The sequence below is a fragment of the Gilliamella sp. wkB178 genome, assembly GCF_001690705.1.
Taxonomy (GTDB): domain Bacteria; phylum Pseudomonadota; class Gammaproteobacteria; order Enterobacterales; family Orbaceae; genus Gilliamella; species Gilliamella apicola_K.
Genome location: NZ_LZGK01000013.1, coordinates 334,223 through 348,472 on the forward strand (window position 1 = coordinate 334,223; position 14,250 = coordinate 348,472).

14 protein-coding genes and 1 tRNA gene are annotated in these 14,250 nt (G+C 34.8%); 10 read left to right on the forward strand and 5 right to left on the reverse strand.

The window, feature by feature from the left end; genetic code table 11:
* Positions 1-7 precede the first annotated feature (7 nt).
* The 3 genes from pilQ to tusA all read left to right on the forward strand — a co-directional run bounded on the left by pilQ (position 8) and on the right by tusA (position 2,490).
* Positions 8-1,312, forward strand: a complete 1,305-nt coding sequence (pilQ, locus tag A9G13_RS05795) for a type IV pilus secretin PilQ (RefSeq protein ID WP_218059169.1) — start codon at positions 8-10, stop codon at positions 1,310-1,312.
* A gap of 117 nt (positions 1,313-1,429) precedes the next feature.
* Complete coding sequence (locus A9G13_RS05800; RefSeq protein ID WP_065556649.1) at positions 1,430-2,242, forward strand: Cof-type HAD-IIB family hydrolase; 813 nt, start codon at positions 1,430-1,432, stop codon at positions 2,240-2,242.
* 11 nt (positions 2,243-2,253) lie between these two features.
* The gene (gene tusA / locus A9G13_RS05805) at positions 2,254-2,490 is read left to right on the forward strand and encodes a sulfurtransferase TusA (protein ID WP_065556650.1); all 237 of its coding nucleotides are present in this window, start codon (positions 2,254-2,256) and stop codon (positions 2,488-2,490) included.
* A 46-nt stretch (positions 2,491-2,536) separates the two neighbouring features.
* On the opposite strand, the gene A9G13_RS05810 is transcribed toward tusA, so the two are convergent.
* The gene (locus A9G13_RS05810; RefSeq protein ID WP_065556651.1) at positions 2,537-2,941 is read right to left on the reverse strand and encodes a protein YgfX; all 405 of its coding nucleotides are present in this window, start codon (positions 2,939-2,941) and stop codon (positions 2,537-2,539) included.
* Positions 2,942-3,206: 265 nt separating this feature from the next.
* Here A9G13_RS05810 and A9G13_RS05815 point away from each other — a divergent pair, with 265 nt between their 5' ends.
* The 4 genes from A9G13_RS05815 to A9G13_RS05830 all read left to right on the forward strand — a co-directional run bounded on the left by A9G13_RS05815 (position 3,207) and on the right by A9G13_RS05830 (position 6,722).
* Positions 3,207-5,741 (forward strand): PBP1A family penicillin-binding protein, encoded by a 2,535-nt coding sequence (locus A9G13_RS05815; RefSeq protein ID WP_065557103.1) that lies wholly within the window; start codon positions 3,207-3,209, stop codon positions 5,739-5,741.
* A 13-nt stretch (positions 5,742-5,754) separates the two neighbouring features.
* Entirely contained in the window at positions 5,755-6,318 is a 564-nt protein-coding gene (gene rsmD / locus A9G13_RS05820) for a 16S rRNA (guanine(966)-N(2))-methyltransferase RsmD (protein WP_065556652.1), read from the forward strand.
* Positions 6,318-6,575 carry a DUF1145 domain-containing protein gene (locus A9G13_RS05825; RefSeq protein WP_065556653.1) on the forward strand — a complete coding sequence of 86 codons (258 nt, stop codon included), beginning with the start codon at positions 6,318-6,320 and terminating at the stop codon, positions 6,573-6,575. The genes rsmD and A9G13_RS05825 overlap by 1 nt, the downstream gene beginning before the upstream one ends.
* Before the next feature lie 71 nt (positions 6,576-6,646).
* Positions 6,647-6,722: transfer RNA gene (locus A9G13_RS05830), tRNA-Gly, on the forward strand.
* 264 nt (positions 6,723-6,986) lie between these two features.
* Here the strand turns inward: A9G13_RS05830 and A9G13_RS05835 are convergent.
* The gene (locus tag A9G13_RS05835; RefSeq protein WP_065556654.1) at positions 6,987-9,317 is read right to left on the reverse strand and encodes a membrane-bound PQQ-dependent dehydrogenase, glucose/quinate/shikimate family; all 2,331 of its coding nucleotides are present in this window, start codon (positions 9,315-9,317) and stop codon (positions 6,987-6,989) included.
* 518 nt (positions 9,318-9,835) lie between these two features.
* Here A9G13_RS05835 and acuR point away from each other — a divergent pair.
* Positions 9,836-10,459 (forward strand): acrylate utilization transcriptional regulator AcuR, encoded by a 624-nt coding sequence (acuR, locus tag A9G13_RS05840; RefSeq protein ID WP_065556655.1) that lies wholly within the window; start codon positions 9,836-9,838, stop codon positions 10,457-10,459.
* A 194-nt stretch (positions 10,460-10,653) separates the two neighbouring features.
* The gene (gene acuI / locus A9G13_RS05845) at positions 10,654-11,649 is read left to right on the forward strand and encodes an acrylyl-CoA reductase (NADPH) (RefSeq protein WP_065556656.1); all 996 of its coding nucleotides are present in this window, start codon (positions 10,654-10,656) and stop codon (positions 11,647-11,649) included.
* Positions 11,650-11,722: 73 nt separating this feature from the next.
* Here acuI and A9G13_RS05850 read toward each other — a convergent pair whose 3' ends face one another.
* Complete coding sequence (locus A9G13_RS05850) at positions 11,723-12,787, reverse strand: DUF3829 domain-containing protein (RefSeq protein ID WP_065556657.1); 1,065 nt, start codon at positions 12,785-12,787, stop codon at positions 11,723-11,725.
* Positions 12,788-13,152: 365 nt separating this feature from the next.
* Between A9G13_RS05850 and A9G13_RS05855 the strand changes: the two genes are divergently transcribed.
* Entirely contained in the window at positions 13,153-13,380 is a 228-nt protein-coding gene (locus A9G13_RS05855; protein ID WP_065556658.1) for a ChaB family protein, read from the forward strand.
* 168 nt (positions 13,381-13,548) lie between these two features.
* Here A9G13_RS05855 and rplI read toward each other — a convergent pair whose 3' ends face one another.
* Together rplI and rpsR are read right to left on the reverse strand one after the other, a co-directional pair.
* Entirely contained in the window at positions 13,549-13,998 is a 450-nt protein-coding gene (gene rplI / locus A9G13_RS05860; protein WP_065556659.1) for a 50S ribosomal protein L9, read from the reverse strand.
* A gap of 22 nt (positions 13,999-14,020) precedes the next feature.
* Positions 14,021-14,248, reverse strand: a complete 228-nt coding sequence (gene rpsR / locus A9G13_RS05865; RefSeq protein ID WP_065556660.1) for a 30S ribosomal protein S18 — start codon at positions 14,246-14,248, stop codon at positions 14,021-14,023.
* Positions 14,249-14,250 lie beyond the last annotated feature (2 nt).

The following is a 14,250-nucleotide window of genomic DNA, read 5'->3' on the forward strand; positions in this document are numbered from 1 at the left end:
GCTTAACATGCGAAATAGACTGCAAAAATTTACAACAACTATGGTCACTAAATATTTAGTAATACTATTTTTGGGGAGCTTCTTTGGTAATAGCAGTATTGGTTTAGCCGACCAAGAAAAAACACACAATACCACTGAACCTAAGCAGTTTATTTCAATGGCATTTTATCAAACTGATATAGCTATTATTTTACAAGCTTTAGCGGATAGTAAACAGATGAATTTAATCATGACTGATGATTTATCCATTAAGCAGACGATTAAACTACAACAAGTTGAATGGCATAAAGCCCTCAATATCATTTTGAGTTCGGCTAATTTACAAGCCGAAATTGAAGATAATATTTTATTCGTTTCTAAAGCTATCGATCCTGAGATTGCCTATCAAAAACAGTTGTTGGCCAAAAAAGAACAGGAACTGAAACAACCTCTAGATTCTTTATCATTAACAGTTAGTCATGTTGATTTAACAACATTACAGGAAACAATTCAACAGCAAGGATTGTTGTCAGAACGGGGTAAGGCAGTTATAGATAAACGGACTAATTCACTTATTATTACTGATTTAAATCAACAATTTGATGGCATTAAAAAGTTAGTTAAAGTAATGGATAAGCCAATGCCACAAGTACATATATCAGCTCATATTGTGACTATGAGTGATGAGAGTATGTCTGAGCTTGGTATTAAATGGGGGTATTCAGGTCGTTCTTCACAACTACTAGATAAATTTGATGTTGGCTTGGGTGCAGCTAACCCTACTACTACGGTTGGATTTAATTTAGCAAAGTTGTCGACAAGTTTATTAAATCTTGAGTTATCGGCATTAGAATCAGAAAATCAACTTGAAATTATTGCCAGTCCAAACTTATTAACCTCGAATCAAAATATGGCATCCATAAAGCAGGGTACTGAAATCCCTTATGAAGTTTCTAGTGGCAGTAATGGAGCTACATCCATTGAGTTTAAGCAAGCCGTTTTAGGGTTGGAAGTCACTCCTCAAATACTTACTGATAAGCAGATGATTTTAGATCTATACATCACCCAAAATACTACCGGACGTTCAATAAAACGAAGTGATGGTGGCGAAGCACTAGCCATTGATACTCAGGAAATAAAAACTCAAGTACAAGTAAAAAGTGGGGAAACAGTGGTACTCGGTGGTATTTTTCAACAAGTTAAAGGCAACGGTAATAGTAAAGTGCCAGGAATGAGCGACGTGCCAATTATTGGTAACTTATTTAAAAACTCGAGTAAAAGGTTACAAAAACGCGAATTAGTGATTTTTATTACGCCGCAACTAGTTGAGTAAATAGCAATGGAGTTGTATTATACTGTTTCTTGATTTAGCCTTTGGTTTGATACTTAAGCTGGATCATTCAAAGTGATGATAAATTGTTATTATAATTAATTATAAATAGAGAAAATTATGTTTCGTGTTGTAGCTTCAGATTTAGATGGTACTTTATTAAATGCAGACCATAAGCTATCGTCTTTTACCAAACAAGTTCTACAAGCATTACGACAAAAAGGCATTCAGTTTGCTTTTGCAACCGGACGACACCATATTGATGTGGCCCAAATGCGAGAAAATATGGAAATTGATGCTTTTATGATAACTTCCAATGGAGCTAGAGTACATGATAGTACCGGCGAGTTAATCTTTAGCCAAAGTATCGATCCTAAATTAGTGGTTCCAATCGCGCAGATGTGCATTGATGATCCTAAGGTTTATACCCATCTTTACCGTGGTGATGAATGGTTAGTTAATAAAGAAGATAGCTTTTCGCTTGCATTCCATAAACATACGCTTTTTTCGTACCAACTATTTAACCCTTTCAATTTTGAAACTGATAATATCGCTAAAATATTTTTTACCACCACCGATCTGGCGCTGCATTCGCATTTAGTTAAGTTAAAAAATCGTTTACAACAACAATTTGGTAATAAAATCAGTGTGGCATTTTCCACTCTTAATTGTCTTGAAGTTATGGCTGAAAATGTTTCAAAAGGCAGTGCTTTGCAAAAAATCGTTGAAAGATTGGGGCTTGATTTACAAGATGTTATCGCTTTTGGTGATGGTATGAATGATTTAGAGATGCTAAGTATGGCTGGTAAAGGTTGTTTAATGCAAAATTCGAGTTCCGATTTGCTAGCTCGATTACCTAATAATGAAGTGATTGGCTCAAATGTTGATGATGCAGTGCCCCACTATTTGCATAAATTATTTTTTAATAAATAAGTAAATAGGCAATGAATATTAATTTTGATAAACAACTTAATACCCTTGGCTTACGTTGCCCGGAACCAATTATGTTAGTCCGTAAAACTATACGTGAACTTGCTGTAGGTCAAGTGCTTTATATTATAGCGGATGATTCTGCTACGGTGAGGGATATTCCAAGTTTTTGCCGACATATGGATCACAAATTAGTGGCGTCTAATGTTGATAGTAAGCCTTATCAATATTGGATTCAAAAGTCACATTAGTCTGATTACTGTTGAACAAAAAGTTTTAGCACCATTATATTTCTGGTCAAATTAATTCAAGTTGTTTTAAATAATAATGTAATGTGCGCCAGTTATCAGGTTGCATACTGTCAATCATTATTAACAATGTTTGTCGATTACCATTACGGCGAGATTTTAAATTTAAAATAATTAAATAACGAAATAATAATGGTTTACGCATGATATACCAGCGCTGTTTATGCCAATAAATTTGATGGATATAATGAAATAGCGCTAATTCTCCTTTGATAGTATGTAAATAGTGAAAGCTACGCCACCATTCTATTATCAATACTAACACCAATATCATTGTGAAAGCATTTAAATAGGTGTCAGCTAATAACACTAGGCATAGAATAATTAAGGTTAAGTAAAAAATACTGGAAATGACTAATAGTAGGTATGAAACCGTGAGTTGAGTACTCCACATAATTTTAGCTTAAATTGAGTAAAAGCGAATTATCTCATGATTTTGTTAAAAATTACTTAAAATAATGACAAAGATGGGAGATAATACCCACATTTGATTAGTACAGATTTTGAAGATGAATAGTTAAGTATTTTCTTAATTATAATTAATTGGCTTATTATTCATTATGATGGAATATATGTTAAAACATCTAAAGCAAGGGGAACAGAAATTATCTGTTGCCCTTGCTTTTTGCCTTCAAGAAATTAGATAGGAATGATTTGTGATATTAGTTAGAGTGTTAAAGTTTCTTCTGAAATTTTTAATTGGTTGCTTACTTTGTGGTCTTGCCATTGGTATTGCTGGTTATGCTTATTATTCAAAAGACTTACCCAATGTAGCAACTTTAAAAGAAGTGCGCTTACAAACACCTTTACAAGTACTAAGCAAAGATGGCGAATTAATTGCGATTTTTGGAGAACGCCGGCGTACCCCTTTAAAATATGATGAAATTCCCCCATTAGTGGTGAATGCTATCATTGCTACTGAAGATGCTAGATTTTTTGAACATTATGGTATTGATCCAATTGGTATTGTCCGGGCGATGTATGTTGGATTGAAACAAAAAGGTTTTTCGCAAGGTGGTAGTACCATTACTCAGCAAGTGGCTAAAAACTTCTTTTTAACGCCGGAAAAAAGTATTTCCCGTAAAGTTAAAGAGATGATTTTGGCTATTCGTATGGAAAAAGAACTGTCTAAAGAAGAGATTATGGCCTTATATCTTAATATGATTAACTTTGGATCTAGGGCATATGGTGTGGCGGCAGCTTCATATACATTTTTTGGTAAAACTCCTGAGCAATTAACGGTAGATGAAGCAGCCTTGCTAGCTGGATTACCTAATGCTCCTTCTGCTTTTAATCCTATAGCTCACCCTGATCGAGCATTAACCAGACGAAATTGGGTATTGAGCCGGATGTTAGATCAATCTTATATTACTCAAGCACAGTATGACGAAGCTGTGAAAAGACCATTAAATGCAAGTTATCATTCACCACAAATTGAATTTTCAGCGCCGTATGTAGCGGAAATGGCACGCCAATTTATGTACGATAAATTTGGTGAAAATGCTTATACAGATGGTTATAAAGTATACACGACTATATCTAAGCAAGATCAGATAGCGGCCACTGACGCGGTGCAAAAAAATATTATTGAATATGATATTCGGCATGGTTATCGTGGTGCTGAAAAAGTTTTATGGAAAAATAATGAATCCCCTTGGAATGATGAACAAATTCAAAAAACATTAGATAAGTATATCTGTTACAGTGGTATGTGCCCGGCAGTGGTGACTAAAGCCACAGATAAAGAAGCGGTAGTGGTTTTATCCGATAAAAGTAATGTTGCTATTTCTTTTCAAGGCATGAAATGGGCGCGCCCATTTATTAGTGATACTCAGCAAGGAGCCTTCCCTAAAAAAGTGACTGATACCATAAAAGTTGGGCAACTTATTTGGGTTAAAAAATCTGGTGATAATTGGGAGTTAACACAGATTCCAGCAGTAAATGCTGCCTTGGTTTCACTTGATTCAGACAATGGTGCTATTAAGGCTATTGTTGGTGGTTATGATTTTAACTTAAGCAAATTTAATCGAGCTACTCAGGCATTGCGTCAGTTAGGTTCCAATATTAAGCCTTTTATTTACACTTCTACATTAGAAAAAGGCCTAACTATGGCAACTCTGCTTAATGATGCTCCTATTGTGCGAACCAGTGGTAGTGAAACTTGGAGTCCTAAAAACTCACCACCTAATTATGCCGGGCCATTGAGATTGAGAATTGGTTTAGGTATGTCCAAAAATGTAATGATGGTTAGGGCACTGAGAGCTGTCGGTATTGATTGGGTTGCAACTTATTTGGAACGTTTTGGTTTTCCTAAGGAAAATATTTCGCATAATGAGTCATTAGCGTTAGGTTCAGCATCATTTACACCATTACAAGTTGCTCGGGCTTATTCGGTAATAGTTAATGGTGGCTATTTAATTACTCCTTATTTAATTGAAAGGATTGAGTACAATAATGCTAACGGGGTTATTTATCAGCATCAACCAGTTATTGCTTGTCATACTTGTTCCGATGATATTAATACCGATGAAGCCAAACCAGCAGTATTGAATAATGTTGAAGATGTAGCTAATCAATCCGGTAATGAAGAACCAGAACAAGCAAATTTAAAAGCTGATGATCATCTGATTTTACCTAATATAAATGATGATAAAGCTACCGATTTGACACCAAAATATGCTCCGCATACTTTAAACAGTGGCATAGCATATATTATGAAGGATGCTTTACGAACCACTGTTTTTGGTGGCTCGGGTTGGCAAGGTACTGCTTGGAGAGTTAAGGCGTTAGGTCGAAAAGATGTTGGAGGTAAAACTGGAACCACTAACGCGTCCAAAGATGTTTGGTTTTCGGGGTTTGGTGGCAATATAGTAACCACAGTTTGGATGGGATTTGATGATCATCGTCGCGAGTTAGGGCGAACTTTTCGTGCTGAAGCTGGTGCTAATACTGCCAATCCAGTCTGGGTTGATTATATGAAAGTAGCGCTAAAAAATGTGCCTGAAAAAGAAGATCCTCAACCAGAAAATGTTGTTACCGTAACCATTGACCAAAGGACTGGTTTATTACCTCAACCTGGTTCGCAAACTATGTCGGAATATTTTATTAAAGGTACTGAACCGACCCAATATGCAACCCAAGAAATCGGTACTAAAGTAACGGATTCCGAAGGTAATACTTCAGAATTATTTTAATTTTGGATTGATAATGAGCGGTACAATTAGAATAATTGGTGGTAAATGGCGTGGTCGTAAATTGTCGGTGCTAGAAAAGCAAGGTTTGCGGCCAACAACAGATCGAATTAAAGAAACGTTATTTAATTGGTTAATGCCAGTTTTACCGGATAGTATTTGTTTGGATTGTTTTTCTGGTAGTGGTTCTCTAGGCTTTGAAGCAGCATCGCGAGGAGCAAAAAATGTAACACTACTTGAAAAGGATAAACAAGTAACTCAACAACTCACTAAAAATAAGCAATTGTTGGCGAGTGAAGCTATTAGTATTTATCAAACAGATACCTTAGTTTGGCTTAATAAATCAGTATTAAAGCAATTTGATATTGTGTTTATAGATCCGCCATTTCACCAGTCTTTAGTTGCCAAAACGGTTAACCAACTTGAAGATAATAATTGGCTTAAGCCATCTGCTTATATTTATATTGAATCCGAAATTGAACATAATGTGATGGCATATATTCCTACTAACTGGCACTTACATCGAGAAAAAACCGCCGGACAAGTGCATAGCCATCTTTTTATAAGAGAAAATAATTAATGTTTGTATTAATTGGTAAAATTTTATATTCCTTTATCTGGTTATTTTTATTATTTAACCTTATTCATCCTTATCCAAGACCTGCCAATATTGTGGCTAATATTGGCCTTATTGCTTTTGTGGTTATGCATGGTTTGCAAGCGTGGATTTTACATTCAACCATGACTAACCAAGAGAAACAACAAGACAAATTTAAAGTCCTTCGTTTGTTTTTATTTGGTGTTTTTGAATCACTCAGTTGGAAAAATAGAAAATAACGGTAAAAACAGTTGCCAGATACAAATATTTTTGTATAATGCTCAGCACTTCTTTTGAAGCCTCCAAATATGCGGGAATAGCTCAGTTGGTAGAGCGCAACCTTGCCAAGGTTGAGGTCGCGAGTTCGAACCTCGTTTCCCGCTCCAATTCTTAATCAATTATTATAAATCACTACTACAATCTAGTTTTATTTTAGTTTTAGCATATTGATATTGTTGGCTGTGAGGTTGGTTTATTTATTTGACAATTACAAGACGATAAACATTGGAGCTAATCAAGGTAACACTAGCCTTTATTCACTTTTTGGGCTAATATTTTTATTTAAATTCTATTTCGCCCATTTAGTTTAAAATAAATGGGCGAAATAATATTAAGAATATGTATCACTAAAGTGAGGGTACACTACTAGGTCACTTATTATCTGGTAATGTAAAAGCCATGATATAGTCACCGGTATTTTTTGAATGTGCGGCTCCACCAACAGAAATCACGACATATTCCTTGCCATTTTCAGGTGAAATAAACACCATTGGTGTTGCACTTGCTCCAACAGGTAAAGTTAATTTAACTAATTCATGACCAGTTTGTGCATCATAGCCACGTAAATAGTTATCCTGAGTACCCGCAAAAAATACGATACCTCCAGCTGTAACTGATGTACCAGCATAAGTTGGCATGCCCATCGTTAATGGCATACCTGCCTTAATACCCAATGGACCTAACTCCTCGGCAGTACCTGCTGGTATTTGCCAAGCAATTTTTTTTGTATCAAGATTGATAGCAGTAATTGTACCAAAAGGAGGTTGTAAACAAGGAACACCAATTGGTGAAAACCATACGTTAGTTTCAATGCCATAAGGCGTTCCATCCATCGGAGCAAGGCCATGCCCATCAGGTGTAGGAGTTTGTGTTTTGGTCACTTCTTTATATTGTTCACGGGTAATAAGGCGTTTTACATTAGGTATGCGAATATCATTGACAAATAGTAGATGATTTTCAGGATCATAAGAAGCACTACCCCAGTTAAAACCACCTAAGGCACCAGGGTACATTAATCCCCATTTACCAACACCAACTAAAGTAAAATCACCATCATAACGTATATCTCGAAAACTAATGCGACATAAAAGCTGATCAAACATGGTTGTTCCCCACGTTTTTTCTTCACTTAATGGCGTCGCACCAATTTGTGGCATGCCTACAGAGTATGGTTGTGTAGGTGATATCGTGTTTTCAGGGATTGATCCTGTTTGTGGAACAGGTCGTTCTTCAACTTTGGTTACAGGTGTACCATTACGACGATCTAGTGCAAAAATTTGTCCACGCTTAGTAAGCTGGATGATTGTTGGTACCACTTCACCTGCTTCATTTTTCATATCAATTAATGCAGGTTGTGAAGGAAGGTCATAATCCCAAAGATCATCATGTGTGGTTTGAAATGCCCATTTCGGCTGTCCGGTTTGACCATCGAGTGCAACCAGTGCGGCATTATAAGGCACAGAATTTTTAGGCCGATCGACATTATAATAATCGGTACCAGCGCTTCCCATTGGGGCGTAAATTAGATCAAGATCAGGATCATAAGCGGCATGAGTCCACATATTTGGCGTACCTAACGTATAATGATTACTGGATATAGGATCACGTTTAACATTAGGGTCAGCAGGATCCCATGCCCACAGCAATTGGCCACTTTTTACATCAAAAGCACGTATTGCACCTGCTGGTTCACCTAATTGTTGATTATCAGCAACCCAACCACCAATCACAATTTTATCTTTAGCAACAAGTGGTGCCGATGTTTGGTAATAATAACCAGGACCATTATCGCCCATATTATCGCGTAGATTAACAACACCATGATCACCAAAATCACTACAAGGCTTTCCGGTTTCGCTATCTAGTGCAAATAGACGACCATCAACTGTATTAGCAATAATCCTTTCATGACACGCCGCCCCTTTTATTGTTGAAACATCTTTGTAATAACCAAGACCACGGCATCTTTGCCAAGAAATTGCTGATGCCTTACTTTCAAAAATCCATTTGCGTTCACCAGTGGTTGCATTAATGGCATGAATGGTATTTTCTGGAGTACAGGCATATAGCGTATTATCAATTTGTAATGGTGTATTCTGATCAACTTTGTTCGGATTAGTCAGATCACGCCCAGTATGGTAGGTCCAAGCTAATGTCAGTTTATCAACATTATCACGGTTAATCTGAGTAAAAGGTGAATAACGAATACCCATAGTATCTCGACTATAACCGGTCCAATCTATTGGTTTATTATCTGAGGCAACAATTTTATAATCATGGCTATCAATATTAGCAACCAGCGGTTTATTCATAAAACCACGACTAAAGAAGCATCCAAAAACAATAATACCAAGAGCACAAGCTATTACTGCAGAAATGCCTTTTTTATTATTAAATGAAGCAAAAACGAAACATGCGACAATAAAAAAACCTAAGGGAGCAAGAAATCTAGGAAACCATGCCCAGTAATCAAAGCCAACTTCCCACACAGTCCAAATAATTGTTGCAAACAAGACCAACGTGATTAAATATAGAGATTTTATCTCTTTTTTAAACATCCACCACGCAGAAAGGGCGTAACATAGACCAACAATGATATAATAAAAAGACCCGCCATTAAAAGCGAGCTTTGCGCCCATAAAGACTAAAAACATAGCAGCTATTACTAAAATAGTAGCATATATATATTGCAAAACACGCACAGAGCTTCTCCTCATGAAAAAATGACCTACTATTTATTTTAGTAGACGATAGTTTTATTAAGTTATTTAGTTTGCCTACTTTCAAAAATGCAACTTTATTGCCAAGGGATTAATAAAAAAATGCCGTTGACAAGTATTAGCATTAAGCTTACTTATAGGTTTTATTACTTTTTTCATTCGGATATGGTAATTAGATTGTATTGCTTCCTAAAACATTCTAAGTTTTTCCCGTTCTTCTTTACGAATTAATGCAATAAAAGCTATATTTCAAAATTATAAATTGAATTATATTTTTTATATTTTTATCAACCTATATTTTAAAATTAATAACTATTTAACAAATCTTGTTACCATTTTTAGAGATAATAATTGTAAATAAATTTGAAAGCAAATAAATCATGTTTAAGTTCTCATTATCAAACAAGTTAAGAATATAATTGCATTTAATAGTATGACTATTTATTATTTGTAGTTTGATTTTACCTTATATTACCAGCAATAACTGGGTCATAAATAATATGCTTGCTAGTAACAATATTTTAACTAACAATCTTTCTAAAAAAGGCCATGAAACTAGAGCTGCGCTAATTCGTAGTGGTGTGGAAATGATGACAACTTATGGTTATATTTCCTGCAATATTGAAAGTATTTTGCAAAAAGTTGGTGTACCTAAAGGATCTTTTTATTATTACTTTAAGAGTAAAGAAGATTTTGGGCGAGCAATTATTGCTAGTTATGATAGTTTTTTTGCCTACAAAATAGATAAACATTTGACTAATGCGTCAATTGCTTCACCATTATCAAGAATTTCAGCTTTTTACGAAGATGCCAAACAAGGTATGGCAAAATATAGTTTTAATCGTGGTTGCTTAATTGGTGAATTAATCCAAGAAGAATCATTATTACCCGATGGCTATAACCAAATTTTGGAACAGATCATAAACAGCTGGCAGTCTAAAATAGCACAGTGTTTATTGTTAGCACAGCAATTGGGAGAAATTGCTGCTGATACGAATTGCCAAGAATTGGCAGAATTTTTTTGGATTGGTTGGGAAGGGGCGGTCACTCGAAGTAAATTAATCAAAAAATCTGATCCACTAGATATTTTTATTCAACTTTTCTTAAAAAAAATCATTAAGTAATCTTTTTAGATTTAACTTTTTCTTTTCTTGGTCGCGTAATTTTTCATGATTATATTTTTATATATTGCAATTAACTAGACGATCGGTCTATAATTTTTAGACCGATCGTCTACAAACAGTTAATACATAATTTTTTAGATCTCTTCATTATTTATTAACTTAATTTAGGTTACTGCAAGTAATAAGGAGTTTTCATGTTATTCAATGCCATTTTGTTAGAAAAAGATGCTACTACTGGTTTTTCACCTTCATTAAAGAACATTAATAAACAGCAACTATTAGCCCAAGAAGGTGATACTTTAGTTCAGGTTGAGTACTCAAGTATTAACTATAAAGATGCATTAGCATTAACCAATAAAAGCCCAATAGTTAGGCAATGGCCTATGGTGCCAGGAATAGATGGAGTTGGTAAGGTGGTGGAATGTGCTAGCGGTCGTTATCAACAAGGTGATATGGTAATTTTGAATGGTTGGGGGTGTGGTGAAACTCATTGGGGATGTTTAGCTCAATATGCTTATTTAAAATCTGACTGGTTGATTCCTTTGCCTAATCATCTTACACCTTATCAATCTATGGTTATTGGTACAGCTGGTTACACGGCTGCATTATGTGTAAAACGTATTATTGATTTTGGGGTTAAACCTGAGCAGGGTAAGGTATTGGTTACAGGCGCTAGTGGCGGAGTCGGCTCAATAGCGATCGCTTTACTAGCTAAACTTGGCTATCAAGTAACTGCCTCAACCAGTAAAACCGATGATGGCGATTATTTAAAGGGATTAGGTGCTATTAATATTATTGATGGTCAAACATTAAAACAAGCAGGTAAACCACTCCAAAAAGAACAATGGTTAGCAGTGGTAGATGTGGTGGGGTCGCATACTTTAGCTAATGTGTGTGCCCAAACTCAATATGGTGGAATAGTTACTTGTTGTGGACTTGCGCAAGGTATGGATTTTCCAGCTACAGTGGCACCGTTTATTTTACGAGGAGTAACTTTGGCCGGAGTTGATAGTGTCATGGCAAGTTATGCTAAACGTATAGCTGCATGGGAGTTATTAGCGCAACATTTAGATGGGAAAGTTTTCGATCATATTGGCAAAACTATCACTTTAACCGAGTGTGTCGAAACCGCCAATAAAATGATGGCAGGACAAATAAAAGGGCGCTTTGTGGTGGATGTGAATCAATAAATTAAATTCAGACTAGCCAATAAAAAAAGCTAGTCTGTGTGTTCCTAATTGCAACCAAATTGATGGTAATATATTACCTGATTAAGGAATTATATTTTTCAATTACGCTGTTAAGCTCAACATTATTAAGATGATCGATTTGATTATTTATATTTTTTTCATTAATATCACGTAATACTACTTTAGCTTGCACTACAAAACCTGAAAGAGCATCTCTATATCTATAAAAATCATTAATATGAATAATACCTTCTTTTTCTAGCTCATTTTTGGTTATCTTGCTAGATTTTAATTCGTTAACTATTGCTTCTAAAGCGGTTAGTTTTTGTTCCGGGATGGATTTATCAAAATTAGCAGAGCCATCTTTAGTTTTCTCGTTGATTATACTAACAAATTCTTCTGATAAATCTAAAGCTTCATAGATATTAAAGCTAATTAATAATCCTTCTTTCTTAAGTTGCATTTTTTGAGCTTGGTGTAACTCATCGTATAAATTATTGTAAGCTATAAGCGCATTATCTCTGGCTTGTAAATAGTTTTTATAAGCAGCTAAAAGTCTATTATTAAGTTCTTCCGATTTAGCGAAATCATCTAATTTATATTCCTTATCAACTTTATAATAATTATAAAAATCTATATATACTTTTCCTAATTCAATAAACTGGTCACCATATACTTTACCAGTTGCATCTAGAGCTGGTAATTCAGGGGAATAAGCGACTAGTTTAGTGATTAAATTACTATACTTTTCCAAGTAATCTAATCTTGGTGTACCATGAATCATTAAGAATGTTATATCTATTTCACCTTTCGCTTTACGAAGGTTATTTAAAATTAAGTGACCATCTTTATCCGTATATTTTTCGAAATATTGCTCTATTGCTTCAATCATATGAGTTGTAGCAAGTCGATTTTCTAATACTAACCCAGGAGTGGTATATTGTAGTTCGAGAACATCGAGCCATAAATTTGCTTTCTTGGCTTTTAAGCCTAATAATTCTGATTGATCCACGTTGGATTGCTTTGTCGGTGTGGATTCAGATACGGTAGATTCTGCTTTGTTTTCGCTTGATTTTTCGTTACAACCAATGATTAATAAACTAGTAATTAAAATGGCAAGAAATTTTTTTCGATTCATCTTTATTTCCTTATATTTATATTCTACTAAATTTGAGTGATGTTATTTATACAATATAAAAAATGCGAATTTATTGAAATAATAACTTGTATATTAAATAAATTCATTAATAATTTGGTAGTTAGAACTTCTATTAAGGTTTAAATTTAGTTTTATATTCATATATTAACCCTTATATCTATGGTTCGATATTATTACTAATATCACTAAAATAATTGGTTAGCTATTATACAAAGAAACAAAAACTTGAGTTCTTCTTCAAAAAAGCATAAATTCAAAAATGTAATTATGATGTTATAGCAGTTTTAACTTTCACCGTTTTAAATTTTCAGCAATGCATGATTAATTTATAGAGGAAATGTTATATGCCTTATCAAACACGTGATGATTTACCCGAGTCAGTTCGTCATGTTTTACCGGAACATGCTCAAGATATTTTTAAAGAAGCTTTTAATAATGCCATCAAAGAGTATCAAGATCCTCAAAAACGCCGTGATAATAGTTCGCCAGAACAAATTGCTTTTAGAGTTGCGTGGTCTGCGGTAGAAAAGGTTTATCACAAAGATGCTAATGGTAAATGGCAACGGAAATAAATCACGTATTTAAGATTGTAGTTATTGCCAAAGTCAACTTGATTTGCTACATAACAGTATTTTTGATGAGATCAATTATATTAATTTAATATTATAAAAATTCATTTAGTATAGATAGAAAATAAAAAACCCGTCAACATGGACGGGTTTTTTGTAATTGTGTGTTTATTACTCTGGAATAATATCAACAATAACTTTAGCAAAAGCTTCACTGTGTACTTGGAATAACACTTCGTGTTCGCCAGTTGTACGTAATACACCGTTTGGTAAACGAACTTCGCTTTTCGATACTTGAACACCGCGAGCTTTAACTGCATCAGCAATGTCACGAGTACCGATTGAACCAAACAATCTACCTTCGTCACCCGCTTTAGAAGTAATGGTTACTTTACCAAGTGCATTAATTTCAGCAACGCGTTCTTCAGCGGCTTTTAATGTCTCAGCAAGTTTAGCTTCTAATTCAGCACGACGAGCTTCAAAGAATTCAATATTCTTTTTAGTAGCAGGTACTGCTTTACCTTGTGGGATCAAAAAGTTACGCGCATAACCCGCTTTAACATTAACTTGATCGCCTAAGCTGCCTAAATTAGCAACTTTATCGAGTAGAATAATTTGCATTATATGTTCCCTCTGTTGCTAATTACTGATGGTTGTCAGTATATGGTAATAATGCCAAATAACGAGCGCGTTTGATTGCGCGAGCTAGTTGACGTTGATATTTTGCACAAGTACCGGTAATGCGGCTTGGTACAATTTTACCACTTTCAGTGATATAACTTTTTAATAAAGAAACATCTTTATAATCAATTTCTTTAACGCCTTCTGCAGTAAAACGGCAGAATTTGCGACGACGGAAATAACGTGCCATTT